23 protein-coding genes are annotated in these 26643 nt (G+C 71.3%); 10 read left to right on the plus strand and 13 right to left on the minus strand.

Annotated features, from left to right (window positions below; translation table 11 throughout):
- A partial coding sequence (locus LY13_RS17875) for a hypothetical protein (protein ID WP_253829691.1) occupies window positions 1-191 on the minus strand: 191 nt, incomplete at its 3' end.
- A 279-nt stretch (window positions 192-470) separates the two neighbouring features.
- Between LY13_RS17875 and LY13_RS17880 the strand changes: the two genes are divergently transcribed.
- Window positions 471-1115 (plus strand): M15 family metallopeptidase, encoded by a 645-nt coding sequence (locus tag LY13_RS17880; protein WP_253829693.1) that lies wholly within the window; start codon window positions 471-473, stop codon window positions 1113-1115.
- On the opposite strand, the gene LY13_RS17885 is transcribed toward LY13_RS17880, so the two are convergent.
- Both LY13_RS17885 and LY13_RS17890 read right to left on the minus strand, forming a co-directional pair.
- A complete protein-coding gene (locus LY13_RS17885; RefSeq protein ID WP_253829696.1) occupies window positions 1100-1531 on the minus strand; it encodes a hypothetical protein in 432 nt (143 codons plus the stop codon). The genes LY13_RS17880 and LY13_RS17885 overlap by 16 nt on opposite strands.
- Window positions 1528-2331 carry an SDR family oxidoreductase gene (locus LY13_RS17890; protein WP_301299289.1) on the minus strand — a complete coding sequence of 268 codons (804 nt, stop codon included), beginning with the start codon at window positions 2329-2331 and terminating at the stop codon, window positions 1528-1530. Before LY13_RS17890 ends, LY13_RS17885 begins: the two co-directional genes overlap by 4 nt.
- A 231-nt stretch (window positions 2332-2562) precedes the next feature.
- Here LY13_RS17890 and LY13_RS17895 point away from each other — a divergent pair, with 231 nt between their 5' ends.
- Entirely contained in the window at window positions 2563-3330 is a 768-nt protein-coding gene (locus tag LY13_RS17895) for a dioxygenase family protein (RefSeq protein ID WP_253829699.1), read from the plus strand.
- Between the two features lie 100 nt (window positions 3331-3430).
- On the opposite strand, the gene LY13_RS17900 is transcribed toward LY13_RS17895, so the two are convergent.
- Window positions 3431-6781 carry a hypothetical protein gene (locus tag LY13_RS17900; RefSeq protein ID WP_253829700.1) on the minus strand — a complete coding sequence of 1117 codons (3351 nt, stop codon included), beginning with the start codon at window positions 6779-6781 and terminating at the stop codon, window positions 3431-3433.
- A 201-nt stretch (window positions 6782-6982) separates the two neighbouring features.
- Complete coding sequence (locus LY13_RS17905; protein WP_253829701.1) at window positions 6983-8263, minus strand: hypothetical protein; 1281 nt, start codon at window positions 8261-8263, stop codon at window positions 6983-6985.
- A gap of 376 nt (window positions 8264-8639) precedes the next feature.
- Between LY13_RS17905 and LY13_RS17910 the strand changes: the two genes are divergently transcribed.
- The 4 genes from LY13_RS17910 to LY13_RS17925 all read left to right on the plus strand — a co-directional run bounded on the left by LY13_RS17910 (window position 8640) and on the right by LY13_RS17925 (window position 12479).
- Window positions 8640-9860 (plus strand): AI-2E family transporter, encoded by a 1221-nt coding sequence (locus LY13_RS17910; protein WP_253829809.1) that lies wholly within the window; start codon window positions 8640-8642, stop codon window positions 9858-9860.
- A 13-nt stretch (window positions 9861-9873) separates the two neighbouring features.
- Window positions 9874-11028 (plus strand): MacS family sensor histidine kinase, encoded by a 1155-nt coding sequence (gene macS, locus LY13_RS17915; RefSeq protein WP_253829702.1) that lies wholly within the window; start codon window positions 9874-9876, stop codon window positions 11026-11028.
- Window positions 11025-11678, plus strand: a complete 654-nt coding sequence (locus LY13_RS17920; RefSeq protein ID WP_253829703.1) for a response regulator — start codon at window positions 11025-11027, stop codon at window positions 11676-11678. The genes macS and LY13_RS17920 overlap by 4 nt, the downstream gene beginning before the upstream one ends.
- Before the next feature lie 168 nt (window positions 11679-11846).
- Complete coding sequence (locus LY13_RS17925) at window positions 11847-12479, plus strand: DUF1707 SHOCT-like domain-containing protein (protein WP_253829811.1); 633 nt, start codon at window positions 11847-11849, stop codon at window positions 12477-12479.
- A gap of 27 nt (window positions 12480-12506) precedes the next feature.
- Here LY13_RS17925 and ptsP read toward each other — a convergent pair whose 3' ends face one another.
- Together ptsP and LY13_RS17935 are read right to left on the minus strand one after the other, a co-directional pair.
- A complete protein-coding gene (gene ptsP / locus LY13_RS17930) occupies window positions 12507-14135 on the minus strand; it encodes a phosphoenolpyruvate--protein phosphotransferase (protein ID WP_253829704.1) in 1629 nt (542 codons plus the stop codon).
- 31 nt (window positions 14136-14166) lie between these two features.
- Window positions 14167-15126, minus strand: coding sequence for a ribokinase (locus tag LY13_RS17935; protein WP_253829706.1), 960 nt, complete (start codon window positions 15124-15126; stop codon window positions 14167-14169).
- 384 nt (window positions 15127-15510) lie between these two features.
- Here LY13_RS17935 and LY13_RS17940 point away from each other — a divergent pair, with 384 nt between their 5' ends.
- Window positions 15511-16329, plus strand: a complete 819-nt coding sequence (locus tag LY13_RS17940) for a TetR/AcrR family transcriptional regulator (protein WP_253829708.1) — start codon at window positions 15511-15513, stop codon at window positions 16327-16329.
- Window positions 16330-16336: 7 nt separating this feature from the next.
- Here the strand turns inward: LY13_RS17940 and leuS are convergent, their stop codons facing one another.
- On the minus strand, window positions 16337-19189 hold the full coding sequence (leuS, locus tag LY13_RS17945) for a leucine--tRNA ligase (protein WP_253829709.1): 2853 nt from the start codon (window positions 19187-19189) through the stop codon (window positions 16337-16339).
- Window positions 19190-19564: 375 nt separating this feature from the next.
- Here leuS and LY13_RS17950 point away from each other — a divergent pair, with 375 nt between their 5' ends.
- Window positions 19565-19990 carry an SdpI family protein gene (locus LY13_RS17950; RefSeq protein WP_253829812.1) on the plus strand — a complete coding sequence of 142 codons (426 nt, stop codon included), beginning with the start codon at window positions 19565-19567 and terminating at the stop codon, window positions 19988-19990.
- 83 nt (window positions 19991-20073) lie between these two features.
- Here LY13_RS17950 and LY13_RS17955 read toward each other — a convergent pair whose 3' ends face one another.
- From LY13_RS17955 to LY13_RS17970, 4 genes are all read right to left on the minus strand, one after another.
- Entirely contained in the window at window positions 20074-21297 is a 1224-nt protein-coding gene (locus tag LY13_RS17955; protein ID WP_253829711.1) for an MFS transporter, read from the minus strand.
- Window positions 21294-21788: a MarR family winged helix-turn-helix transcriptional regulator gene (locus tag LY13_RS17960; protein ID WP_372493849.1), complete on the minus strand. Its 495-nt coding sequence runs from the start codon at window positions 21786-21788 to the stop codon at window positions 21294-21296. Before LY13_RS17960 ends, LY13_RS17955 begins: the two co-directional genes overlap by 4 nt.
- 50 nt (window positions 21789-21838) lie before the next feature.
- Complete coding sequence (locus tag LY13_RS17965) at window positions 21839-22312, minus strand: PNPOx family protein (protein WP_253829712.1); 474 nt, start codon at window positions 22310-22312, stop codon at window positions 21839-21841.
- A 178-nt stretch (window positions 22313-22490) separates the two neighbouring features.
- Complete coding sequence (locus tag LY13_RS17970; protein ID WP_253829713.1) at window positions 22491-22949, minus strand: DUF6194 family protein; 459 nt, start codon at window positions 22947-22949, stop codon at window positions 22491-22493.
- 26 nt (window positions 22950-22975) lie between these two features.
- On the opposite strand from LY13_RS17970, the gene LY13_RS17975 reads away from it, so the two are divergent.
- Window positions 22976-23749 (plus strand): MerR family transcriptional regulator, encoded by a 774-nt coding sequence (locus LY13_RS17975; protein WP_253829714.1) that lies wholly within the window; start codon window positions 22976-22978, stop codon window positions 23747-23749.
- Between the two features lie 48 nt (window positions 23750-23797).
- Here LY13_RS17975 and LY13_RS17980 read toward each other — a convergent pair whose 3' ends face one another.
- A complete protein-coding gene (locus LY13_RS17980) occupies window positions 23798-24379 on the minus strand; it encodes a YqgE/AlgH family protein (protein ID WP_183647503.1) in 582 nt (193 codons plus the stop codon).
- Window positions 24380-24720: 341 nt separating this feature from the next.
- Here LY13_RS17980 and LY13_RS17985 point away from each other — a divergent pair, with 341 nt between their 5' ends.
- Window positions 24721-26628, plus strand: a complete 1908-nt coding sequence (locus LY13_RS17985; RefSeq protein ID WP_253829715.1) for a TNT domain-containing protein — start codon at window positions 24721-24723, stop codon at window positions 26626-26628.
- The last annotated feature ends 15 nt before the right edge of the window (window positions 26629-26643 follow it).

Genomic DNA, 26643 nt, shown 5'->3' on the forward strand with positions numbered 1-26643 from the left:
TCACGGGTCGAGACCCGCAACACCGGCGTCAACTCCTCCGCCACACCCCGGTCATCACCCACCACCGCCGCAATCTCGGCCAACAGCGCCAACTCCTCGGCATCGAGCCGCGCCCGCCGAGCACGCAGCTCCCGCAGGCGCTCGACCTTGACTCCAACGGTCCTCGACGGTGCCGTCGACTGTGTCTCCAACGTCGCCCCCTCAAGTCGCCAATCCGCATAGTATCGAACGCATGGTCGAACTAGCCACCACACGATAGCGTGAACTTGCTCCGGAAGCGCATTGAAAATTCGAACAGGGGACCACCGTGGCGGCCCAGCCCAATGGCCGCCACGTACCATCGCGGCACGGTTCGACCCACACATCGGCGCGGGCGACGCGAAGCGGAAACCTGCCCGCCGCTTTGACACTGGAGCCACGGGTCGCTGTGGTGATGGTGCTCGGGTCGGGCGTCGGGGCATGATCAGGTAATGAGCGACGTCATCCTGATGTCCGACCCCCGGGTCGCGGCGATACCTGTCGACGAATGCGGCGAGCCGCTTGTCGACGTGGGAAGCAACGACGCGATTCTCGTGGACGACCGCAGGCGCGATCCGGCAGGCGAGTTCCGCATGGTTCGCCGCGGCGTACAGGAACGTATCCGCTACGCGGAACGCCTGCTGCCCGACGGAATACGCTTCCTGTTCGTCGAGGGCTACCGCCCGCCCTCGTTACAACGTCGCTACTTCGAGGACTACGCCGCGACTCTCGCCACAGCCCGGTCCGACCTGTCGGGCGATCAGCTCCGAGCCGCAGCCAGCCGTTACGTGTCGCCGCCGGAGATCGCTCCGCACAGCGCGGGCGCGGCGGTCGACCTCACCCTCGCCGATGCCGAAGGACACGAGTTGGACCTCGGCAGCCGCGTGAACGCCAACCCGGAGGAAAGCTCCGGAGCCTGCTACACGGCTGCCTCGAACATCGGCGACGGCTGCCGCGCCCGTCGCGAGGTGCTGGCGACAGCGCTGACCGACGCGGGAATGGTCAACTACGCGACCGAATGGTGGCACTGGTCGTACGGTGACCGCTACTGGGCTCTCATGACCGGAGCCCCGGCTGCCGTCTACGGCTCGGTCTGAGCTCGGGCGCCTGTCTCGTCCGCCAACCGCGGGGTCAGGACCAACAGGACGGTGGGGATGACGACGGCCGTGGCCAGGGCGATCATCAGGCCCGTGCCCTCCACCGGCGTGAGGTGGTGCAACAGCCGGGCGTGGATGACGAGGTGAGCCACCGCGAACACCAGGTAGCTGCCGAGCGCGATCCGGACCAGGAAGCGCGTGGTCACGACGACCGCCGCGACGAGCACCACCGACAGGGCCAGGCTCTGCGCGCCGTAGTCGAGCATCAGGTGCTCGTTGTAGTCCATCCGCATGCCGACCCACGGGATCGCGAAGAACGCCCGCGGGAACAGCAGTGCCCAGCAACCGATGACGAGCTGGGTGGCCAGCAGGAAGACCACCCCGCCGCGCAATACCGCCCTGACGTTCACGCTCACCGCCCCGATCCGGCCGTCTCGACCAGGAAGTCGTCGAAGGTCCGGCGCCCGGCGGCGCCCTCGGGGACGAGGTGCCGCCCGTCGCGGTAACCGCGCAACGTCGCGCCCGGCAAGGCGAGCGGCACCACCGGTCGTCGGCTGCCCGTGGCCCGCAGATAGGTCCGCGCGAGGTCGCCGATGGTGCGGATCTGCGGACCACCGAGGGCGGCCACCCGCCCCGCCGCGGGCCCGGCCACCAGCTCGGCCAGCCGTTCGGCCACGTCACGCACGTCGATCGGCTGAAAGTCGACGCCCGCGGGCACCGCGACGACCGGCAGCCACCGCTGCACCGCGAAGAACTTCGCGACCAGGTCGTGGAACTGCGTGGTGCGCAGGATCGTCCACGGCAGCCCGGAGCGTTCGACGAGCCGTTCGCACTCCTGCTTGGCGCGGTAGTAGGCGAGCGGTATCCGATCACTGCCCGCGATGGACACGTAGACGACGTGCGCACCGCCCGCGCGCCGGGCCGCGTCGAGCAGGTTCCGCGTGACAGGGACGTCGCCGCGCCCGTTGGTCCTCGTGCAGTGGACCACGACGTCCACGCCTGCGACTGCGGCGGCGGGCCCGGCGCCCGTCCGCAGGTCGCCCCGGACGCGCTCGCACCGCACGAGACCGTCCTGCGTCCGCCCACTCCGCGTCCGTCCACTCCGCCGGCCGTCCGCGGACGCGCGGCTCAACACCCGTACGTCGTGACTCTCGGCGAGGCTGTCCACAACGGCCCTGCCCAACGTGCCCGTACCGCCCGTGACCAGGATCGACATCCCCACGACTCCTCCCGCCTCGGATCCGGCCCGACACCGGCGTCGCGCGCTTCCGGCACTCCCCCTGTGGACGTCCCGACCACGCGAAACGTGACAGCCGAGCGGCCGGCGCCGCCCGACCTGCGGTGACGGCCGCCCGGTGCAGAAATCGCTGTCCCGGCGTATGCTTGTCGTTGAAAGTTCAACATCATGCGAAGGGGTGTCGTACACCCAGCGCACGGAGGAGGCGTCATGACCGACCGCATGCCGGTGCTGTACCTGAGCCACGGCGCGCCGCCGCTCGCCGACGACGCGACCTGGACCCGTCAGCTCGCCGACTGGTCGGCCGACCTGCCGACGCCGACATCGATCCTCGTCGTCTCCGCCCACTGGGAAGAGGCGCCCGCCACCATCGGCGCCACGACGACCCAGCCGCTCGTGTACGACTTCTGGGGCTTTCCCGACCGCTACTACGACGTCACCTATCCCGCACCCGGCGCTCCCGGCCTCGCCGCCGACGTACGGAAACTGCTCGGCGGCCACATCCAGGACGACCCCGCGCGCGGCCTCGACCACGGCGCCTACGTGCCGCTCGTCGAGATGTACCCGAGCGCCGACATCCCCGTCCTCCAGGTCTCGCTGCCGACCCTCGAACCGCACGCGCTCTACGACTTCGGCCGCCGCCTCGCACCGCTGCGCGACCGCGGAGTGCTGATCGTCGGCAGCGGCTTCTTCACCCACAACCTCATCGCGATGCGCCAGACCGACGGCTCCGCGGGCGCACCTCCCGCGTGGTCGGTCGAGTTCGACGACTGGGGCTCCGGCGCACTCGCCACCGGCGACGTCGACGCGCTCCTCGACTTCCAGCACAAGGCACCCGCCGCCGACATCGCCCACCCGAGGACCGAACACTTCGCGCCACTGTTCGTCTCCCTCGGCGCGGGCGACGGACTGCAGCCCGACACCGTCATCGACGGCTACTGGCACGGCCTCGCGAAACGCTCCGTGCAGCTCGGCTGAACCGCCCCCGACACAAGCGCGGGCCCCGGAAGCGACAGTGCTTCCGGGGCCCGCGAATCGTTCAGCCGACCTCACGGGGCCGGCAGCGGCGACGTTCGGCTCAGACGAACGCACCCAGGCCGTAGCCGTTGAGCGACACCTGCTCGGCGGCGCCCTTCACCATGTCGGCGTCGACCGGCAGCTCGCCCGCGGTGGGCAGCTCACCGGCGGTCGGCAGCTCGCCCGCGGCCGGCAGGGACGGCGTGGCGGGCACGTCCGCGGCACGCATGTCCGTGCCGTCCAGCGCGACACCGTCGAGGGCCACGCCCTCCAGCGCGCCCGCGAACTCACCCTGCGTCGGGTCGACCGGCAGCTGCGGCACGTCCGCGCCCGGCAGGGACGGCGTGGCCGGAACGTCGGCACGCTGGGCCGGCATCGCGGGCAGCTCCGGGGCGCCTACACCCGACGCCTCCGGCAGCAGACCGCTCACCGGCAGCTCGCCGGCACCGGGCAGGCCGCCCGCACCCGGCAGACCCGGCACCGCGGGCACCGCCGGGGCCGACGGCATGGCGGTCGGCATCGCCGAACGCTGCATCGGCGACGCGGATCCCAGCTCCGACGCCCGGTTGGCCAGCGCGTCGAAGTACGGCGTGTTCGGCAGGCCCGTCGCAGGCAGCTCCGAACCGCTGATCTCCTTACCGATGATCGGGTCGATCGGCGCGTCGGCGACCGTCAGGTCGGTGTCGTTGCTGGCCATGGTGGTCGCCTGGCCGAGCAGCGCGAGCGGCACGTCGTAGACCTGCGCGACCACACCGATCGGACGCTGCATGTCCACACCGGACAGTGCCTGCGGGTCACCGGCCGTGGTGGTGGTGCCGCTGGACTCTCCCACCGTCGTGTTGTCACCGATGGCGTTCGCGACACCGCCCACCGTGGCGGCGTTGCCGAACAGCTGCGCCACCGCGGTCAGCGGCACGTCGATGATCGAGCCGGAGATCGCGCCGCCCATGCCGGACGTCTCCTTGTCGCCACCAGAAGTGACGTCCACGAAGTTCGCGCCGGCACCGTTCGCGACGCCGGTAAGGCTGGCCGCGTTGCCGAAGGCCGACACGATCGGCATCGCGTCGGCGCTGACGATGTTGCCCGCGATCGAACCGCCGTCGCCGACGGTCTCCGAGTCGCCACCCGCCTCGGACACGACGTCGTTCACTCCGGTGCCCGACGCCGTGCCGATCCAGTTCGCGCCGTTGCCGAACACCGACGCCGCGCCACCGGCCGGAACCTCGACCAGATTGCCCGCGATGGTGCCCTGCTCGCCCGACGTCGTGGCGTCGCCACCCGCCATCGAGTCGGTCAGGTTGCCGCTGGTGCCGTGACCGTTGCCGATCCAGCTGCCGCCGATCCCGTGCACCTGCGCCGGCAGCGACACCGGAACGAAGCCGATGTTGCCCGCGACCGTGCCCTTGTCGCCCGCAGCAGTCGCGTCGCCGCCTGCCTCGGTGATCGTGTCGGTCTCGCCCTCGCCGATGCCGTTGCCGATCCAGCTGCCGCCCACACCGAAGACCTGCGCGGGCAGTGCCACCGGAGCCTGAACCAGGTTGGCGTTCGCGAAGCCGTAGTCGTCGATGGTGCTGCCGCCACCGCCGGCCGTGACCTCCTTGGTCTCCTCGCCGTCGCCGACACCCTGGCCGATCCAGCTGCCGCCGATGCCGAAGACCTCGACCGGCGTGGCCAGCGGCACCTGCACCAGGTTGCCCGAACCGGAGGACTCGTTGGCGAGCGTGCCGTTGTAGCCACCCGCGTCGACGAGCTTGTCGGACTCGGCGCTGCCCGAGGCGTTGCCGATCCACGAGCCGCCCACGCCGAACACCTCGGCGGCCGACGCGATCGCCGGCGACGCGGTGTTGGAGGACAGGACGGACTCGTCACCCGGGGTCAGCGTGTCGCCGCCTGCCGTGGCCTCGGTGCTGTTGACGTGGTCGTCGGCGTGCGCGTTGCCGATCCACGTGCCGCCGACACCGAAGACCTCCACCGGCAGTGCCACCGGGGCGTCGGCGATGTTGCCCGAGCCCGCTGCCTCGTTGCCGTTCGTGTTGGAGGCGCCGCCCGCGGTCATCGTCGCGTCGGACGCCGTGCCGGCGGGCTGGCGGTCGCCCGAAGCGCCCGTGGCGGCGTTGCCGATCCACGAACCCGCGACACCCGTGACCGACGCCAGCGACGCGACCTGCGGCTGGGCGATCGTGCCGGATGCGAAGCCGTTCTCGCCCTCCGTCTGGATGAAGCTCTCGATGTCGTGCATGCCCGGCGACGTGTCGTCACCGGCGGCGGCGTCGACCATCGACGAACCGTTGGCGTCGGCGTCACCGCCCCACGTGGCGGCGTTGTTGGCGACCCGAACCGGCAGCGCGACCGGCGCGCCCACCACGTTGCCCGCGATGGAGCCCCCCTCGCCGTTGGTGGCGAGGTAGCCGCCGCTCTCGGCGGAGCTGCTGGGATCGAAGTCGGTCTCCGAGTGGCCGAGGAACCACGCGATGGCGTTGCCCGACACCTGCACCGGGGTGGCGAACTGCGGCGAGACGATGTTGCCCGCGCCTGCGCCGTTGGTGCCGTCGGTGTCGACGTCGCCCGTGGTGGTGGCGTCCTGCGACGCGCTGCCCGTGGCCTTGCCGGAACCGAACAGGCTGCCCGCGTTACCGGAGATCTGCACCGGCAGTGCCCAGTCGAGCGCCACGACGTTGCCCGCAAGACCGCCGGAGGCGCCGTCGGTGCTGACGTCGGAGTTGTGCTCGTAGGACTGCTCGGCGTCCGAGTGCACCTCGGCGTCGCCGAGGATGCCCACCGCGTTGCCCGTGATCTGGATCGGCAGCGCGAGGTTGGCGTCGATCTTGTTGCCCATGAACGGGTCGTCGGTCGGCTCGAGCGACGGCGCCGACGTCTGCCGCGCGTCGGTGCGGCCCGCCTGCTCGGTGAGCTTGTCGGTGACCTGCTCGGCCTGCGGCACGGCCTCGGTGACCTTGTCGGTGACCCGGCCAGCGCCCGCGTCGGTGGCGCTGGTGACCGGCGATTCGGCGGTCGGGGCGGCCTTCTGGGTGTGCGGGCCCGTCTGGGTCAGGGCCTCGCTGCCGCGGTCGGCCGCGGACTCGACGCGGTCGGTGACGGGCGCCGCGGCCTCGCTCGCGCGCTCCGCGACGGGCTGGGCCTTCTCCTCGGCCTTGGAGAGGACCGCGTTGGCCTTGTCCGTGACCGGCTTGGTGCTGATCTCCTTGTCGACGCCCGGCAGGTTGGCCTGCCCCATCGGGGTGCCGACCGCGTTGTCCTCGATCTGAACGGGAACGCTGACGCCTGCGTCGAGCGGACCGGCGGGGGAGTCCGGGTCGACGTTCTCGTCAGCGGAAGCGATGCCGGTACCCAGCATCATCATGCCACCGGTGACCAGCGCGGTCTGCAAGCCACGCTTCGCCCAGGTCTGCATTATGTGGTGTTCTCCTTTTCCTAGGTTCCCTGTTGAGGGGGCATCAGTGCGCTCCGCCGGACGCGCGGGGACATGAGGCGGATGGCGAACACGCCGAACGGCGCGTCGCGGGAAATGCGGGGAAAGGAAAAGCCGGCGCGGAGAAATGCGAATTGCGGAAACGAAAACCGCAGGGGCGCGCCGGCTACCCCGCGGAAGTGATCAGTCGGGCGTCACACCGGGCTGTGAACCCGGCGACATCGACTTGTTCAGCGAGCCGGAGCGCGTCACGGCGCCCACGGCGGCCACGGCGAACGGGTCGGCCGTGGTGACGACCGCACCGGACGGTGCGTCTGCGTGCGCACCACCGGCGATCGTGGAGTGCGACGGCACGGAGGCCGGCACGTACTGCGGGGCGAACTCCGGCAGCGACGGCATCGTCGGTTCGCCGGAGTCCGGGCCGACGGCGGCACCGTCGGTGCCCGCGCCGTCGAAGCCGGTGTCGAGGACACCGGACGTCTCGGTGACGCCGTAGTCCGACGTGGACTTATCGGCGGGCTGCCGCCGGTCGCCGGCCTCACGGGCGTCGGCGTTGTGCGGCGGGGTCTCGGGGGCGTGCGCGTGCACGTCGGGGCCCATCGGCACGTCGTACGGCGACGGCAGGTCGTCGGCGTCGGGCGTCAATCCCGTCCACGGCAGGTCGAAACCGGACCAGGAGGGTGACCCGCCGGACCAGCCGTCGAAACTCGTCACGGCGCGCACCGTGTCGCCGACACGGTGGATCGCCTCACGCGTCGGCTCCGCAACGTGCCGCTGCCAGGCCTGTTCGACGCGCTTCCGGGTGTCGCCGGAGCCGCCGGCCACGACCGACGTGGCGTCGTGTTCGGTGACTCCGTGCTCGTCGGCCTGCTCGTCGGTCCCGTCCGGACGCTCGGCCTCGTTCGGGCACGTCTCCGAGTCGGCCGGGTCCCGGTCGGACGTGTGGAACCGGCCGAGGTCGAAGCGCGTGCCGTGTGCACGGTCGAACAGGCCGCGCACATCCGTCGGACCGTCGGCGGACTCACCGCACGTCTCGGCGCCCGAACCGTGCTCACCGTCCGTCGGCCACTCGGCGGCGGAACCGCCGGACGAGGTTGCACCGTCGGACGACGTCGACTCCTGCACCGTGCCGCCGTGCTGGTCTGCACCACCGGTCGACTGCGACCGACCGGCCTGCCGATCGCCGGCCTGCCAGGCGTCGGACTGCGGGATGTCGAGGTGGGACTCGTCGGATTCGGACGATTCGGCGTTCGAGAATTGCGACGCGGAGCCGGAAGCGACCGGGACGGACGCCGCGGGGTTGTCGGCGCCGACGTCGAGGGGGTTCTCCGTCGCGGAGGCGGACGTCGTGCCGACGGCCCACGCGATCGCGGTGGCGGCCGCCGCGCCTCCCGACACGGCGAGCGCGCGCGACAGCCACCGACGGACGCGCCGAGCGTCCGGTGTCGGGGTCGTCGCTGCCACGCACACTCCTCGTGAATGTCGAACTCGCGCACCTCGCCGTCGAGGACCGCGTAGCAAGTGCCTTGCCGTCTCCGTTCCGCGGACGCCCGATCTCGCGGGCACCGCAAAACGTGGAGAAGAATCGGAATGTGAATTCCGGCGGTTTTCCACCGCGTGCAGACGAGAGTGGCAAACCCACACCCCGAAAATCACGTCCCACGCGGCTTGATGGCACGAAGGTGTGAAAATCACGCGGCGTATCGAGGTGTGACTCGGCGAAGTGCCCACAGCCTGTAGATCGACTCACCGCACACGGCGACGCCGATCTCGATACGGTTACCCCGTGGACGACGAGACGGCCCGGACGACCGGGAGCAGCACCACCGACACCGCGCCGCTGGGCGGCTCCCTCGACGCCGACGTCGCACGTTCGGTACCGAAGGGGTTCCGGGTCACCGCCGCGCTGGCGTGGCGATTCCTCGTGATCGTGGCCGCGCTGTACGTCGTCGGAGAGGTCATCGGCTTCCTCCCCGTCGTCGTGATCCCGCTGTCGGTGGCGCTGCTGCTCGCCGCGCTACTGATCCCGGCTGTGCACCGGCTGACCCGGATCGGCCTGCCGCAACCGGTGGCCGCGGTGATCGTGTTGATCGGCGGACTCGGCGTCGTCGGCGGACTGCTGACGTTCGTCATCATCCAGTTCACCGACGGACTGCCCGCGCTGCAGCAACAGGTGTCGCAGAGCCTCGAGCAGATCGAGGACTGGCTCATCAACGGGCCACTGCACCTGCAGCAGACCCAGATCCAGGACGCCATCAACAACGGCATCCAGTTCATCCAGGAGAACCAGGCCGCGGTCACGTCGAGCGCACTGACCACGGCGGGCACGATCGGCACGTTCCTGACCGGCTTCCTGCTGACGCTCTTCATCCTGATCTTCTTCCTGACCAGCGGAAACCAGATCTGGACGTACCTGACCCGGGGCGTGCCCCGCAACGTGCGCGCGCGGGTCGACCTCGCGGGCAGGCGGGCGTTCACATCACTGATCAACTACGTGCGCGCGACCGCTGCCGTGGCCGTCGTGGACGCCGTGCTCATCGGCATCGGCCTGTGGATCATGGGCGTTCCCCTGGTGGTGCCGCTGTCCACGCTGATCTTCCTGGGCGCGTTCGTCCCGATCATCGGTGCCGTCGTCACCGGCGCCGTGGCCGTGCTCGTCGCACTCGTGACGAACGGCTTCCTCGCCTCCGTCATCGTGCTGGCGATCGTCGTCGGCGTCATGCAGGTGGAGGGCAACGTGCTGCAGCCGCTGATGCTCGGCCGGTCGGTGCAGCTCCATCCGCTGGCGGTCGTCCTGGCGATCACGGTCGGACTCACCGTGGCCGGCATCCCCGGCGCGCTGCTCGCCGTCCCACTGCTGGCGGTGCTGAACGCAGGCATCCAGTCCCTCGTCCACGACGAGGCCCCGGAGAGTGACGGTGATCCCGGCTCGGGAACCGGGAACGGCGACGCCGAGTCCGACCCCGGTGGTACGGACCAGGACGACCCGAACGCCGCCTCCCGCGGCGCGGATTCCGGCACTACGGTGACGACCGGCGAATCAGACAGATCCGAGGAGTAGCCAGGCGGCCCCGATGACGAGCGCGCCCAAACCGAACCTGCTCGACCCGATCACCCCGCTGTGGTGGGGAACGATCGTGTTGCGGTGGATGACTCTCGCGTTCGCTCTGGGTGCCGTCATCGTCCACTTCGACGAGTACCGCAACCTGGCCCTGGCATGGGCCGCGTGGGCGGCGATGCTCGTGTGGTCGGTCGTGACGACGGCGGCGTTCGTGCGCGTGCGCACCCGCTACGCGGGCCTCGTCGTGGCGGACGTGGTGGTGACGTGCGGCATCATGCTGCTCTCGCCGCTGGCGCTCTCGGACTACCAGTTCGCCATCACCGCACCGCTTCTGACGACCGTGTGGGCGTCGGTGGCGCCGCTGACGGCCGGCGCGCGCTTCGGCGCGATCGGCGGTGCGGTCGGCGGGCTGATCGTCGCCGTGTCCACCGGCGTGGCCCGCTGGAAGTTCGACCTCGACGTCGCCCGCGACGGGCTGCTGTTGTTCGCCAGCGGAACGATCATCGGCATGGCCGCGACGACCGCGCGACGGTCCCAGGCCGTCGTCTCCCGCGCGTTGCGCGCCGAGGCCGCCACCGCCGAACGTGAACGCCTCGCGCGCTCCATCCACGACAGCGTGCTCCAGGTGCTCGCGCGGGTGCGCAGGCGTGGCGCGGAGCTCGGTGGTGAGGCCGCGGAACTCGCCAAGCAGGCGGGGGAGCAGGAGATCGCGCTGCGGGCACTCGTGACGACGGAACCGCTGGCCTCCAGCGACGGCGACGCCGACCTGCGCGCCTCACTCGGCGTACTGGCGACCTCGCGCGTGCAGGTCTCGGGGCCGGCCTCCGAGGTACGGCTGCCCGCGGACACCGTCGACGAACTGCTGACCGCCGTGAAGGAAGCCCTGTCCAACGTGGACAAGCACGCGGGCGAGGGCGCGAAGGCGTGGGTGTTGCTCGAGGAGCTCTCCGACGAGATCGTGCTGACCGTCCGGGACGACGGCCCCGGCATCCCCGAGGGCCGGCTCGAAGCGGCCGCCGAGGAAGGACACATCGGCGTCGCCCAGTCCATCAGGGGCCGCCTCGCCGAACTGGGCGGAACGGCCCGGCTCGAAACCGCACCCGGTGCGGGAACGGAGTGGGAAATGCACCTGCCACGACCGGCCGACCGGAGGAGGGACACCCGATGACGGTGTCGGTGATGATCGTCGACGACCACCCGATGTGGCGGGACGGCGTCGCACGGGACCTGGGTGAACACGGCTTCGACGTGCGCGCCACGGCGGCTGATGTCGACTCGGCCGTGCGGGTGGCGACCACGGTCACCCCCGACGTCGTGCTGATGGACCTCAACCTCGGCGAACAGTCGGGGGTGGACGCGATCAGGTCGATCACCGGGCAGTTGGACGGCACGAGAGTGCTCGTGCTGTCGGCCAGCGGGGAGCACGCCGACGTGCTCGAGGCCGTCAAGGCAGGCGCGTCGGGGTACCTCGTCAAGTCCGCGTCCGTGACCGAGCTGGTCGACGCCGTGCGACGCACCGCCGACGGCGACCCGGTGTTCACGGCCGGTCTCGCCGGGATGGTGCTTGGCGAGTACCGGCGCATGGCCGAGACGCCGAGCGGCGGGGACCCGCCCCCGCAGTTGACCCAGCGTGAACAGGACGTGCTGCGGTTCGTGGCCAAGGGCCTGACCGCGCGGCAGATCGCCGACCGGCTCGTCATCTCGCACCGCACCGTGGAGAACCACGTGCAGTCGACGTTGCGGAAGCTTCAGCTGCACAACCGGGTCGAGCTCGCCCGGTACGCCATCGAGCACGGCCTCGACCAGGAGCAGGAGTGATGCTCCGGGAAGTCCGGGCTGTTCTCAGGGGTTTCCCGGATCCGCCGCGGCGGCCACGGTCGTACCGTTTCCGGTGTGACTGAGAACCCCAGCGACGGCACCGGCGACGCGACCGGCGGCGCGGTCGGCGACGGCACCGGCGGCGCGACCGATACCGCGCCCGGTGCGATCGAGCGCGAGCGCCAGCGGAATCTGCGGGTGTCCGACGCCGAACGCGAGCACGTCGTGGAGCTGCTCCAGCGCGCGATCGGGCACGGCATGCTGGACCTCGACGAATTCACCGAGCGCACCGACACGGCGCTCGGGGCGCGCACGCGGGGTGAGCTGAACGCGGTGCTGGTCGACCTGCCGGGGCTGCGGCACGAGGACGCGGTTCCCGCCGGGGCGGCCAGCCCGGGCGCCGACCGGGCGTTCGACACGTGGGCGGACCGGCCGGCAGCGGGCAGGCGCGTCGAGCTCAAGGGCGTCGGCAGCACGCTGGTCCGGCGCGGCCGTTGGCAGGTGCCGCCCGAGATCCTGGTCCGCAACAAGTACGGCGAGACGAAGCTCGACTTCTCGTCGGCGGAGTTCACGAGCGGTGCCGTGCACGTCGAGCTGGACACCAAGTGGGGCTCGGTGAACCTGATCGTGCCCGAGCAGGCGTCCGTCGATCTGAACGGTCTCGACGAGCTGAAGTGGTCCACCCTCACCGACAAGACCGATTCGAGCCGTGCCACGGGCACGCCGCGCATCGTGGTGACGGGCCGCGTCGTCGGCGGTTCGATGACGGTGCGCTACCCGCGCCGCAACTGGTTCGCCTGAGGCTGCCCGGTTCGCCTGCCCGGCCGCCTACTTCGTGGCGGTGCGGGCCGCCTGCGCGTTCGGGGCCGCCAATGCCTGCTGCGCGGCGCGTTCGCACTCGGCCAGCGTCACACCTGCCAGCCGGGCACCGACGGCGCGCACCGACGCGGCGTTCATCGACAGGCTCGTCACGCCGAGTCCGACCAGTACCCGGGCCAGTCCCGGGTCGGCGGCCGCCTCGCCGCACACGCCCGCGGGCTTGCCCGTCGCCTTGGCCGCGTCGCCCACCATGCCGATGAGCCGCAGCAACGCGGGTTGCCACGGGTCGTTGAGCGTCGCCACGGCACCGAGCTGCCGGTCGGCGGCGAACGTGTACTGAGCGAGGTCGTTGGTGCCGACGGACACGAAGTCGACCGCGTCCAGCACCTCACGGGCGCTCAGCGCGGCGGCGGGAACCTCGATCATCACGCCTGCCCGCGCGATGCCGGCCGCGCGAGCCCGCTCGGCGAACCAGGCGGCCTCGTCGGCGGTCGCGACCATCGGAGCCATGACCGCGACGTCGGCGCCCGAGTCGGCGGTCGCCCCGGCGATGGCCTCGAGCTGGCGGTCCAGCACACCCGGCCGGTCGAACGCCACGCGCACGCCACGGACACCGAGCGCCGGGTTGGGCTCCGCCTCGGGTGAGAGGAACGCCAGCGGCTTGTCGGCGCCCGCGTCGAGCGTGCGGACGATGACCGGTTTGCCGCGGAACGGCTCGAGGACCGCGGCGTACGCCGAGCGCTGCCCGTCGACGCCGGGTTCGTCGTCGGCGTCGAGGTAGCAGAACTCGGTACGGAACAGCCCGACGCCTTCCGCACCCGCGTCGGCCGCGGCGCGGGCGTCGGTGGGAGCTCCGACGTTGGCCAGCACCTTCACCGGGTGCCCGTCAGCCGTCTCGCCGGTGCCGTTCCAGTCGGCGGCACCGCCTGCGGTGGCGGTGACGACGGGTGCCGTGGGGTCGGCCGCCTCGACGCTACCCAGGTCGCCGTCGACCACGACGGCCTCGGCGTCGAACGTCAGTGCACCCCGCACCGCGACGATCGCCGGAATGCCGATCGAGCGCGCGAGGATCGCCGTGTGGCTGGTCGGGCCGCCCTCCTCGGTGACGAGCGCGAGCACCTTCGCGGGATCGAGGCCGGCCGTGTCGGCCGGGGCCAGGTCGCGGGCGACGAGCACGCTCGGCGTGGTCAGCTCCGGCACGCCGGGAGGGGCGATGCCGAGGATCTCGGCGATGATGCGGTCACGCACGTCGTGGACGTCGCGGACGCGTTCGGCCATGTAGCCGCCCGCGTTGGACAGCGCCTGGGCGAAATGTCCCGCCGCCTCGTAGACGGCGCGCGCCGCGGGGATGCGCTGTGCGGTGACGAGCTGTTCGGCCTGACTGACCAGCGACGGGTCGGCGGCCATCGCGGCGGTCGTGGTGAGGATCGCCGCCGCGTCGCCTGTCGCCGCTGCGGCCATCGTCTCGAGGCGGGCGGCGACCTTCTCCGCGGCGGGCCCGATCAGCGCGGACTCGGCGTACGGATCGTCCGGCCCCGGCGTGCTCGCCGGCTCCTCGATGGTGTCGGTGACCCGGACGACCGGGCCGCTCGCGCGGCCGGGGCTGACGCCCACACCGGACAACTTCGCCTCGGCCATGTGCCTGATCCTCCCAAGACTGATCGGAAACTCAGCTTAATTCGTCGAGCAGCGGATACGAGGGCTGGGCGCCGCGGCCGGTCACCGACACCGCGGCGACGTCGACGGCCCGGCGCGCCGCGTCGGACACTGTGGCACCCGACGCCAGCCACGTCACGAGCGCGCCGGTGAAGGCGTCGCCCGCACCGGTCGTGTCCACGGCGGTGACCTGCGGCGACGGCACCGTGACCTCGTCGACCCCGCCCGCGTCGCCACGGGCTCCGGGGGCACGGGTGAGCACGGTCGCGCCCTCCGGGCCGCGCGTGATCACGACCGCGTCCGGGCCGAGGTCGAGCAACCGCGCGTCGTCGGTGTCGTTGTCGGATCGCGCCGCGCCGTCGGCAGCGTCGTCGGCGCCGTTGTCCGGGCCGTCCGACGCGCCGGTTTCCAGCAACCAGGCCGCCTCGTGTTCGTTGACCACGAGCACGTCGAGGGCTCGCAACGTCTCGTCGGACAGCTTGGCCGTGGGCGAGAGGTTCAGCACCGTGCGGACGCCCGCGCGCGAGGCCTCGACGATGGCGTGCTCGACGACGTCGAGGGGCACCTCGAGCGAGGCGACGAGCACCGGGGCGCCGGCCGGATCGGCGACGTCGGCGGGGGCGAGCGCGTGGTTCGCGCCGGGGGAGACGAGGATCGAGTTCTCGCCGTCCGGGGTCACCGTGATGTAGGCGGCCCCGGTCGGCCGGTCGACGATCCGCACGCGGTCGGTGCCGACGCCGGAACCGCGCAGTGAGTCGAGCAGCAGCCTGCCGTGTGCGTCGTCGCCGACGGCACCGATCAGCGCGACGTCGGCCCCGAGTCGCGCTGCGGCGACGGCCGTGTTCGCGCCCTTGCCGCCGGGGAGGATCTGCGTGTCGCCACCGAGGACGGTCTCCCCACCTGCGGGACGGCGAGTCGTGGCGACGACCAGGTCGGCGTTCGCGGAGCCGACGACGAGAACAGCTTCGGTCACCCCTACACCTTGCCATGCACCCCGACGCGGCATTTGCAGATGCAGATATGCAGGATCAGATGTGAAAGTTTTTGTAACTGTGGCGGCGATCAGTGCGACAATCAGGCGAGCCGCCCAGCACAGGCGTTCCCACTTTCGGGTGACACAGGGACGTCGGCGTCATGGTTCGAGCCCGCGAGGGCTCTCTCAGTCATGCCGCGCTCGCGCGGTGTGTTGTCCGGCGGGGCCGTTCGCAGCGCCACCGGACGTCGGGTCGCCGGCATCGGTCACGTAGCCCCCCGAGTGATCGGTGCCGGCGGCGCCCCGGCGGCCCACTTCCACCGTCCGATACGCGCCGAGCGGCCGAGCTGCACGCGGCCGCCCCTGCGCACATAGACTTTGCGGATGGACAGGCCGTCGAGCCGGGTGCCACCGTCGGAACCCGCACCACCGTCGAACCCGGTGCCCCACCGTGGCGGACGGGACCAGGCGGGCAGGCGCAGGGCCAGGGAACGCGCCGCCACCGACCGCGACATCCGGCGAACCGCGCGGGCGCTCCTCGTCGAACAGGGCCCCGAGGCGGTGACGCTGCGCGCGATCGCCCGTGACCTCGGCATCACCGCGCCTGCGCTGTACCGCTACTACGCGTCCCGCGACGACCTGCTCGAACACCTCCGCGCGGATGTCGTCACCGACCTCGGCGAGGCGCTGGCCGACGAGATCGCGGGGCACGACGCCGACGGGCCGCGCCGCCTGTTCGCGATCTGCCGGGGGTTCCGGCACTGGGCGCTGACACACGTCAACGAGTTCACGCTCGTCTTCGCCTCGGGCGTGACCGCGACGACGAGCAGCAGCGCCAAGTTGCAACAGCTCACCGAGCCGTTCGGCAGGCTTTTCCTGCTGGCCGCCGGGGACGTGCTGCTCTCCGACGAGGCGGCGCTGCCCAGCGACGACGTGGTGCCCGCGGAACTGCGCGACGACCTCGCCGGCTACCGGGACGCGCTGCTCGCCGTGCTCGCCGAGGCCGGCATCGACGTGCCGCAGGCGCGGCTGACGGTGGGCACGACGTACCTGATGATGCAGTTCTGGGCACGCCTGTACGGCCACGTCACACTCGAGGTGTTCGGCAACTATCCGATCCCGCTGGCCAAACCCGAAGCGCTGTTCGACGCCCTGCTCGGTGATCTCGCCAGGGAGATCGGCCTCGACGTCCCCGCCGCCTGACCCGCCCTCAGACGACGACGTTGACGAGCTTGCCCGGCACGACGATGACCTTCTTCGGCTCGCCGCCGTCCAGCGCCGCGACGATCTTCTCGTCGGCGAGCGCGGCCTCCTGCACGGCATCCTTGCCCGCGTCGGACGCCACCGTCATCCGCGAACGCACCTTGCCGTTCACCTGGATCGGGTACTCGACCGTCTCGTCGACCAGGTACTTCTCGTCCGGGACGGGGAACGGGCCGTGCACCAGCGTGTCCGGGTGTCCCAGCCGGTGCCACAGCTCCTCGGCGATGTGCGGGCACATCGGCGCCAGCATCAGCACCATGGGCTCGGCCAGCGCGCGCGGCGTCGCCTCGGCGGAGCCGTACGTCTTCGTGACGTGGTTGTTCAGCTCGATCAGCTTCGCGCCGGCCGTGTTGAACCGCAGCTCCGCGTAGTCCTCACGCACGCTCGCGATGGTCTTGTGCAGCAGCTTCAGGTCCGACTCGGACAGCTCGTCATCGGACACGCGCAGCTCACCGGTGGTCTCGTCCACGATCAGCCGCCACAACCGCTGCAGGAAGCGGTGCGCACCGACGACGTCCTTGGTCGCCCACGGCTTCGAATCCGCCAGCGGACCCATGGACATCTCGTAGAACCGGAAGGTGTCGGCGCCGAAGGTGTCGGCCATCTCGTCGGGAGCGACCGAGTTCTTCAGGCTCTTGCCCATCTTCCCGTACTCCTGGGTGACCTCTTCACCGTTGTAGAAGTACTTCCCGTCGGCTTCGGTCACCTCCTCGGCGGGCACGTACACGCCGCGGGAGTCGGTGTAGGCGTAGGCCTGGATGTAGCCCTGGTTGAACAGCTTCCGGTACGGCTCGGCCGACGACAGGAAACCCAGGTCGTGCAGCACCTTGTGCCAGAACCGCGAGTACAGCAGGTGCAGCACCGCGTGTTCGACACCGCCGACGTACAGGTCCAGGCCGCCCGGGTCTTTCACGCCGTGCTCGGCGGCTCGCGGGCCCATCCAGTACTGCTCGTTCTCCGGGTCGACGAACTGTTCCTCGTTCGTCGGGTCGATGTAGCGCAGCTGGTACCAGCACGAACCGGCCCACTGCGGCATCACGTTCGTGTCGCGCCGGTACGTCTTCGGCCCGTCGCCCAGGTCCAGCGTCACCTCAACCCAGTCGGTCGCCTTCGCCAGCGGCGGCTCCGGCTCGGACTCGGCGTCGTCCGGGTCGAACGTCTTCGGCGAGTACTCGTCGACGTCCGGCAGCACGACCGGCAGCTGGTCCTCGGGCAGCGGGATCGGCGTGCCGTCCTCGTCGTACACGATGGGGAACGGCTCACCCCAGTACCGCTGCCGCGCGAACAGCCAGTCGCGCAGCTTGTACTGCACGGTGCCCTCGCCGTGGCCCTTCTCCTCCAGCCAGCCGATGATGGCCTTCTTGGCGTCGTCGACGCCCAGGCCGTTCAGGCTGATGTCCTCGTTGGTGGAGTTGATGGCCGTGCCGTCACCGGTGTAGGCCTCGTCGGCCGGGTGACCGTCGGGCGCCTCGATCGTCTGCAGGACGGGCAGGTCGAACTTCGTCGCGAACTCGAAGTCGCGCTCGTCGTGCGCGGGCACCGCCATGACGGCACCCGTGCCGTAACCCATCAGCACGTAGTCGGCGATGAACACCGGGATGGGGTCACCGTTGGCCGGGTTCGTCGCGAACGAGCCGGTGAAGACACCGGTCTTCTCCCGCGTCTCCTGCCGGTCCAGGTCGGACTTGCGCGCGGTCTCCTTGCGGTACGCCTCGACGGCCTCGGCCGGCGTCGCGGCTCCGCCCGTCCACGCGTCCTTCGCGCCCTCCGGCCAGGCGTCGGCCGTCAGCTTGTCGACCAGCGGATGCTCCGGCGCCAGGACCATGTACGTCGAGCCGAACAGCGTGTCCGGGCGGGTGGTGAACACCTCGATCGTCTCGTCGCCCACGGGGAAGCGGACGTTCGCACCGCGCGACCGGCCGATCCAGTTGCGCTGCATCGACTTGACCTTCTCGGGCCAGTCCAGCAGCTCCAGGTCGTCGACCAGGCGGTCGGCGTACGCGGTGATACGCATCATCCACTGCCGCAGCGGCTTGCGGAAGACGGGGAAGTTGCCGCGCTCGGTCAGTCCCTCTGCGGTGACCTCCTCGTTCGCGACGACCGTGCCCAGACCCGGCGCCCAGTTGACGGGCGCCTCGGAGATGTACACCAGGCGGTACTCGTCGATGACCTTCCGCTGCTCGGCGGCCGACAGGTCCGACCAGGCCCTGCCGTCGGGAGTCTCGCGCTCACCGGCGGCGAACTGCTTCTCCAGCTCCGCGATGGGGCGCGCCTTGTTCTCGCGGTCGTCGTAGTACGAGTTGAAGATCTGCAGGAAGATCCACTGCGTCCACTTGTAGAACTCGATGTCCGTGGTGGCGATGCGGCGACGCTCGTCGTGACCGAAGCCCAGCCTGCGGATCTGGTCCAGGTAGCGCTCGATGTTGTGCTCGGTGGTCGTGCGCGGGTGCGTGCCGGTCTGCACCGCGTACTGCTCCGCGGGCAGGCCGAAGGCGTCGAAGCCCATCGTGTGCAGCACGTTCCGGCCGATCATGCGGTTGTACCGGGCGAACACGTCGGTACCGATGAAGCCCAACGGGTGGCCGACGTGCAATCCCGAGCCCGAGGGGTACGGGAACATGTCCTGCACGAACAACTTGTCGGACGGCATGGGCGCGGACTCGGCCGAGAGCGGTCCCGCCGGGTTGGGCGCGTGGTAGGTGCCGTGGTCGGACCAGTAGTCCTGCCAGCGCCGCTCGATCTGCCCGGCCAGCGCCGCGTTGTACCGCTGCGCCGGGGTCGTGTCGCTGCCGTCTGTCATCTCGCCGGAACCCTTCCGCACTCGTGGCCTGCCACCTGAGGCATGTGGTTGAACGCCCTGAAAAGCAATCGACCCCTCAGCCTGGAGGCATGAGGGGTTCGCCGCGCCGACCGCTGGTCGCGGGTCAGCGCGGCCGGCCAAGGAGCAGGCTCGCCGAATTCACGTCTCCATGGTAACTCCCGGCGTCACCCGGTTTACGTAGGCGTGCTGGTCCGGGGCGCGCGCCGGGCCCGTGGTGACGCCGTGTGCCGCAGGCGTGACGCCACGCGCCGGCGTTCGGTGGAGCGTTTCCCCGGGGCATGACGCTGCGCACAGCCGGTTCGGGTGTCGACAAGGAGACCGGCGCGGCTGCGTATTCTCGGGTTCGTGATCGTCGTGATCGTCGCCTCGTTGATTCCCGCAGTCCTCGGCCTCCTCGTCGGCTGGGGCGGTGTCCTCGGCCTGCGCGAGAAGCTGCCTCGTGACCGCGGGGCGGGCGTGCGCACGCGGGCAACGCTGCGCAGCGACGAGGCGTTCCGCGTGGCGAACCGGGTCGCCGGGCTGCCGACCGTCGTGGCGGGCGCCGTCGGTGTGCTGGCGGGCGTGGCCGGGTTCGTGATGCCGACCGTCTGGGGGACGGTGATCGCCGCCGTGATCGGCCTCGTCGGCATGTTCGCGCTGGTCGCGGGCGGTGGTGCGCTCGGGAATCGGGCGGCGCAGGCCGTCCCCGAACCGGCGCCCGAGCCCACCGGCTGCGGTGGCTGCGCGTGCGGCGGAGGCGGCTGCGGCGCCCTTGCAGCCGCGCAACCCGACGAGGCGTAGAAGGCCGTTTCGATGCCCCCAAGGGCACCTTGGTCGCGTTGAGTGCCACCAAGGTGCCCTTGGGGGCTTTCAGTACTGCAACGTCACGGGCGTTCGAAGGTTCGCAGCGGGCGGTCGGCGAACGTCACCACGCACAGGCCCACCACGCAGAGCAGACCGCCCGACACCGCCGCGATCGGCGCCGACGTCATTCCCGCGACACCGCCCGCACGGAAATTGCCCACGTCGGGTCCCGCCGCGCCGAGGACGAACTCCACACTGCTCACCCGGCCACGATGCGAATCCGGCGTCGCCAGTTGCGTCGTCGCTCCGCGGGACACCACGGCGACGACGTCGCACGCACCCGCGACCGCCAGACAACCAAGCGCGGCCCACAACGGCTCCGCCAGTCCGAACCCCACCAGCGCCACGCCCCAGCCCAGCGAGCCGGCGAGCTGCACCGCCCCGAGCCGCCGCGCCCGCGTGAACACGCCCGACCCCAGTCCGGCGAGCAGCCCGCCCACGGCGATCGCCGACAGGAACCAGCCGATCAGCCGCGGGTCGCCGTCGAACCGTTCCGCCGCGATCGCCGGGAACAGCGCCACCGGCATGGCCAGCACCGTCGCCAGTACATCCGTCAGGAACGATCCGCCGAGCACCGGGTCGCTGACGACGAATCGCAGGCCCGCACCGATGGACCGCAGGCCGGGACGCTCACCTCCCTCGGGGCGAATCGCGGGCAGCCCGCCGATCCCGAAGGCGGCGACCAGCAGGAACGCGGCGTCGAGCGCGTACGCACCGGCGGGTCCCCACGCCGCCGTGGCCACCCCGCCGAGCGCAGGCCCCACGAGCAGCGCCACCTGAAAGCTCAGACTCGACAGCGCCAGCCCTGCGCTGAGCTGCCCGGACGGCAGAAGCTTGACGGCGAGAGTCCGCCGGGCGGGTGCCCCGAGGCCGGCCAGCGCGCCCTGCAGCCCCACCAGCACCAGGATCAACGCGAACGACCGCAGCTCCGCAAACGCTTGCGCAGCCAGGAGTGCCGCTGCTGCCGTCTGGCCGATCGTGGTGAGGAGCACGAGCCGTCGCCGGTCGACGGCGTCCGCCAGCGAGCCACCGACGAGCCCGCACACCACCATGCCGACGGCCTGCGCCAACCCGACCGCGCCGACCGCGAACGAGCTGCCGGTCAGCGCCCACGCCTGCGCGAGCACCGCCACGACGGCGACCTGCTGCCCCAACGTCGACGCCGATGTGCTGATCCACAGCCTGCGGAACTCCGCATTGGTCCGCAGCGGCCGCACGTCGACCAGCGCACCGAGCAGGCTCACGGCGCGTCCGGCAACCTGCCCGCGATGCGATCCCGGAAGGAACGGCGTTCGAGCGCGGCGGCCATGTCCTCGACGACCCGCGTGAAGGAGTACGGCAGTTCGGCGTCGAGCTCGGCGACCGCCTCCTCGGTGGCGCGCCACTCGGCCTCGAGGAACGGCACCAGCTCACGGCCGGCGTCGGTGAGTTCGACGACGCGGGTGCGGGCGTCGTCACCGGGGCGCGTGGTGACGAGGCCGTCGCCGCGGAGCGAGGCGACCGTCTGACTCATCGCCGAATGCGTGACCTCGGTCGATTCGGCGAGCCTGCGGATGGTCATCGGCCCGCGTCTGCCGAGGCGGATCAGCGGCATGGTGTGCCGCGGCCGGACATCGACGCCACGTTCGGCGTAGAGCCGCGCGATCTCGGCGTCCATGGCGTCCTGGAGCCGTCGGAGCGGACGCCAGAATCCGACGTCGGTCGGATCGCCGTGGTCAGGGCTTTCGTCGGTCACCGTGCAACTGTAACAGCACTTACATAAGCGCTGTTACAGACACGGCCGAGTCACGTCTCCGCGACGGTGCGCACCCGCAGAAACTCGTCGAGCGCGAAGACCTTCGCCACGAGACGTTGGCCACGCGGCAGCAGCTCCTCGACCTCGTCGTACGACACGACGACGGGATCGGTGACCTCGTGCCGCTCGCCGTCGAACTCCACCGTGGCTCCGCCCGCGGCGAGAATGTTGCGGGCCCAGTCGACCCGCGCGGTGTACGGCAGCCCGATGAGGAAGCCGCCGGCGATGGGAAGCGGCGTCACCGGCGTGGCGTACTCGCGGCCGCTCGTGCGCCCGCGGTGATGCACCACACCGTTTCCCTGGCCCGCTGTTCCGGCGGTCGGCAGGACGGCAGGTGTCATGACGTGTTTGCTGAACTGCCGCACCCTGTCCTGCAGGATCGGCGATTTGCGGCGCATTCCGACAACGAACGCACCGAACGCGGCGGCGAGGACTGCGAGAACGAGAAGCAACAGACGGCGCATCCCCCGACCGTAGGAGGTTTCTCCCCGCAGCGCAGCGCATCGAAGGCCCTTGCCGCGAGCAGCACCGGTCCCCGGCGATCAGGCCGCGTCGATCGGGCCGCGTCGATCGGACCCCGGCGCCCGGGCCGCGTCGTCGATCGGGCCGTGCCCGGCCAGGCCCGTCGTCGCGATGAGACGGTCAGGTCCGGTTCGCGCGCGCCATGGCGCGGTCGTGGGCGTCACGCAGCAGGTCCGCGACGAGCGCGCCGGTGCGCTCACCCGGGCTCACGACGGCCACCAGACCCGCGCGTGCGTACACAGGGTGCGGCAACACCGTGTCGGCCGCGGCGAGGTCGACGCCTGCGAAGTCCACAGTCGAGGCGTCCTGCCCGACCAACGTGGCGAACCGCTCGCGCGTGACGTGGATGTTGATCCGCCATCGGCCGTCGGCGTCGAGTCGCGACTCCTCGTCGCCGGGGTAGTTCTTCGTGACGATCGTGGCGTAGGGCTGGATGCGCTGCGGAACCCGTCCGTCGGGTGCGTAGTAGACGAAGTGGTCGCCCCACGCGACCTCCGGGTACTCGCCACCCGCCTCCGGGGAGAGCACGAGCGAACCGGGAAAGGTGCGGACGCGGCCGAGAATGTCGTCGATGGTCATGCCTCAAGTCTGTTATTGAAGTGCTTATGGAGGGTTCCACGCCCGGCGACCGCCCGCTGACCACGGCGGCACTCGCCGGAGCCTCGGGCTACAGCCCACAGCAGGTTCGCGACCTCGAACGACTCGGCGTCATCCCACCCGCGGCCCGCGCCCCGAACAACTACCGCCGCTTCGACAACCGGCACGTCGTCGCGCTGCGCGCCTACCGCGGACTCGCCACCGCGATCGGCCCCGTGGTGGCGCGCCGCACCCTGCGCGAGCTGCGCAGCCTGCCGCTCGACGAGGCCGCCGCCGTCGTCAGCGCACTCCACGTCGACCTCGCCCGGCTGCGCACCCAGGCGCTCGACGCCGTCGCCGCACTCCGCGCGATCAGCACCGAGTCCGATCCGGCGGAGACGGCCGCCGACGCGATGTCCATCGGCCGGCTGGCGGAGGCACTCGGGCTGCGCACGTCGACGTTGCGGTTCTGGGAGCGCGAGGGACTGGTCCTGCCGGAGCGGGTGACGTCGTACGGCGCACGGCGGTATCCGCAACACGCCATCCGCGAGGCACGCATCACCGTCGCGTTGCGCGCCGCGGGGTACGGCATCCCCGCGGTGCGGCGCACGCTCGACACCGTTCGCGCGCTCGGCCACGTCGACGGCCCCGTCGAGGCGCTGCAGGGCAGGCTCGCCGACATCGCCCGGCGCACGGTCGCCCTCGTCGCGGCCGGTGCCGACGTCGCGGCGCTGATCGGCGAGCTCGAACAGGGAGGACAGGCAGGCGGGCAGGTCCCCCGAAACGGCAACACGATCCCCTGAAACCGCAACACGGTCTCCGGAAACCGCAACACGCGCGGAGGCGGGTGTTCAGTTGAGTTGGAGGTCGCCCGGGTGGGTGGCGAGCAGGGCGGTCGGCAGTCCCTGCCTGCGGAGGACGTGTGCCCACAGGTCGCGGTGGGGCGTGGCCAGGACGTCCCCCGGCAGCGCGGGCACGATCAGCCAGTCGCCGCGGTTGATCTCCGCGGCGAGCTGTCCCGCGTCCCAGCCCGCATAGCCGGCGAACACGCGCATGCCGCGCACCTTGGCGACGAGCTCGTCGGGATCGGCGTCGAGGTCGACGAGCGCCACGGGGCCGCGGACGGCGATGAGGCCCTCGAGTTCGGAGGCGTCCTCGCCCGTACGCAATGCGGCCAGGCACAGTGCCGTCTTTTTCTCAACCGGGCCGCCGACGAACACCGACTCCGGCTCGACGACGTGCGAGCCCCAACCGGGCAGGACCTCGCCGACCGGCACCTCGCTCGGCCGGTTCAGTACGACCCCGAGCGTTCCCTCGTCACGATGATCGATGACGAACACCACCGTCCGCCGGAAGTTCTCGTCGAACATCGTGGGGGCGGCGACCAGCAGTGTTCCCGGTTCCACCTCGGAGTCCGCTTGCACGCCCGCCATGATCCCACCCACGTGGGTGGACGAAGGGAACGGAGGGGATGTTTGCGGTATCGCCAACGTCCCTCTGGACCTCACGTGCAACTTGCTGTAAGTGAGCGGATCCCACCTCGCCGTCACCGGTAACCCGTTAAGGTGAGGCGGGCCGGGCCGGGGGCCGACCGTTCGGGACGACGCTGGGGGCGTGTCCCGCGCCGGGTGCGACCTGGTCGAACGCGGCCGGGACGCCGGAGGTTCCCGCGCCGCGACACCGGCGGGCGAGCTCGGCGAATGTGGTTACAGTAAAGCCCGCGCGAACCGCGGACGGGGTCCGAGCGAAGGCCGAGGCGAGGGGGAGAGGACGCGTGCGACACCGAGTCGAAGTGGCGGAGCGCCCGGATGCGTTGTACGCGCTGTGGAACGGTCGCATGTTCCGCGCGCAGCGTTCGACGGCGGATTCCAGCGTGCTGTTGACGCCGTTGCCCGGCGAGGACGCACCCGAGGAGTTCGACACCGAGGCCCACGGCACCCGCGGCAAGGTCGTGCCCGCCGAGGAGGCGCCCGCGACGTTCGCGCTGCACACCTACTGTCTCCACGACGACGAGCCGTACCTGGTCGAACCGTCGTCCGACGACGGTGAACTCGTCCTGCGGTGGACCGGCACCGACGAGCAGCGCGCCCGCGACCTCGGGCTCACCGACCTCACCACGCGCGTGAAAGACCCGGACACGATCACCGCGCTGTGGCAGGAGCGGCACGACTTCGCCGCCGCCCACGCCCCACGGAGCGAACCGGGCACGGGCGACGTGCAGGCGCTGCTCAAGGCGATCGGGCGCACGCTGCTGGGCTTCCTCCCGTCCGGCTGGCAGCGAGTGGCCGCACAGTTCCGCCAGGTGGGCGACTACTCGGAACTCGAGGTGAAGGCCGACGCCGGTGAGGACACGGCGGTCTCGCTGTCCGCCCCGCCGCAGCTGGGTCAGCTGCTGTCGCAGCTGCGGTCGGCGATGTACACCCCCGAGGACGGCACCTGGTTCCAAGGCACCTACGCGCTCGACCTTGAGCGCAACTTCGACTTCGACTTCGACACGGCGAACGAACCGCAGTGGCAACTGCCGCCCGCGGGCAGGCGCACGGCGCGCACCTACGACGCCGAACTGGAGTACTTCCCGCGCAAGGAGCCGCCGCCGTGGCTGGCGCGCAAGGCGGGCAGGCCGCTCGACGTCGAGTTCCGGCACGCGCGGGTCCTCGACGGCGGTGGCGGCGAGGGCGAGCAGCCGATCGTCAACCGGCCACCGCTCCCGCAGGAGGAGATCCCGCGCGTGCTCGGATACCTGTTCCGCGCCCCGGTGGTGCTGGCCAGACAGGGCGGGCTGCGCGACGTGTTCGCTCCGCAGCCGACCCACGACGTGCCCGACGCGTTCCACACGGACGGCACCTGGGTCTGGCCCGCCGCAGTGCCGCACTACCTGCGCAAGTACGGCGTCCCGCCGGAACCGGAACTGCTCGACGCGATCCGGGCGCAGCAGTACACCGTGCCGTACGCGAGCCGCTCGGTACGCGCCACGGCCGAGGCCGACCTGCTGGGCAAGCCCCGCCCGCTCCGCGCTCCGGAGGACGTCGCCGCGCCGAGCACGCTGACGAAGGTGCAGCGCGGTGAGGAGCCGCGGCGGCTGCGCGCGTCCGGGGTGCTGTCGGCGCTGCGGCTGCGGTTGGCCGAGTACGGCATCGGCGAGTCGGCGTACCGGATCGGGGAGACCGCCGACGACGCGTGGTGCCTGCACCGCACGGGCGACGGCTGGGAGGTCGCGCGGTACGCGGACGGGGAGCCGGTCGAACCGCGCCACTTCGCACGGGTGCACGAGGCCGCGGAGGCGTTGCTGGGGTCGTTGCTGCTGTTGCCGGGACGCATGGCAGGCGGCACGTCGGCCGAACAGGAACACCCGACGGACTGGCCGGTGCAGCCGCTGCGCGGTGAACCACCCTTGCCGTTCTTCCGCAACAAGCGCATGGTCACCCTGCCCGTGGGGACGCGCCTGCGACGGTTCGGAAACGAACAGGGCAACCTGCTGCACCCCGACCGGACGCCGTTTCCGGAGACGTCGCTGCCGATCGAACGTGAGGGCGACCTGCGGACGTTCGTCGTCAAGCGCCCGCTGCACGTGCTGACGGGCGTGACGGCGCCGTGGGGGCCGCTGCCCGGCGGGGCGGTCGCCTACCTGACGCCGCGTCCGGTCGGCGCCCACGTCGAATCCGGTGCCCTGGAGCGCGCGTAACCGTCACGAACGGCC

This window comes from Prauserella aidingensis (genome assembly GCF_024171865.1).
In the GTDB taxonomy this organism is placed as follows: domain Bacteria; phylum Actinomycetota; class Actinomycetes; order Mycobacteriales; family Pseudonocardiaceae; genus Prauserella; species Prauserella aidingensis.

Bases quoted from the DNA above. Each gene is read 5' to 3' on its own strand.
- LY13_RS17920 (WP_253829703.1), top strand. From the start codon at position 11,025: ATGACGGTGTCGGTGATGATCGTCGACGACCACCCGATGTGGCGGGAC.
- macS (WP_253829702.1), top strand. From the start codon at position 9,874: ATGACGAGCGCGCCCAAACCGAACCTGCTCGACCCGATCACCCCGCTG.
- ptsP (WP_253829704.1), bottom strand. From the start codon at position 14,135: ATGGCCGAGGCGAAGTTGTCCGGTGTGGGCGTCAGCCCCGGCCGCGCG.
- leuS (WP_253829709.1), bottom strand. From the start codon at position 19,189: ATGACAGACGGCAGCGACACGACCCCGGCGCAGCGGTACAACGCGGCG.
- LY13_RS17890 (WP_301299289.1), bottom strand. From the start codon at position 2,331: ATGTCGATCCTGGTCACGGGCGGTACGGGCACGTTGGGCAGGGCCGTT.
- LY13_RS17900 (WP_253829700.1), bottom strand. From the start codon at position 6,781: ATGCAGACCTGGGCGAAGCGTGGCTTGCAGACCGCGCTGGTCACCGGT.
- LY13_RS17980 (WP_183647503.1), bottom strand. From the start codon at position 24,379: ATGGCGGGCGTGCAAGCGGACTCCGAGGTGGAACCGGGAACACTGCTG.
- LY13_RS17895 (WP_253829699.1), top strand. From the start codon at position 2,563: ATGACCGACCGCATGCCGGTGCTGTACCTGAGCCACGGCGCGCCGCCG.
- LY13_RS17880 (WP_253829693.1), top strand. From the start codon at position 471: ATGAGCGACGTCATCCTGATGTCCGACCCCCGGGTCGCGGCGATACCT.
- LY13_RS17970 (WP_253829713.1), bottom strand. From the start codon at position 22,949: ATGACCATCGACGACATTCTCGGCCGCGTCCGCACCTTTCCCGGTTCG.
- LY13_RS17940 (WP_253829708.1), top strand. From the start codon at position 15,511: ATGGACAGGCCGTCGAGCCGGGTGCCACCGTCGGAACCCGCACCACCG.
- LY13_RS17975 (WP_253829714.1), top strand. From the start codon at position 22,976: ATGGAGGGTTCCACGCCCGGCGACCGCCCGCTGACCACGGCGGCACTC.
- LY13_RS17965 (WP_253829712.1), bottom strand. From the start codon at position 22,312: ATGCGCCGTCTGTTGCTTCTCGTTCTCGCAGTCCTCGCCGCCGCGTTC.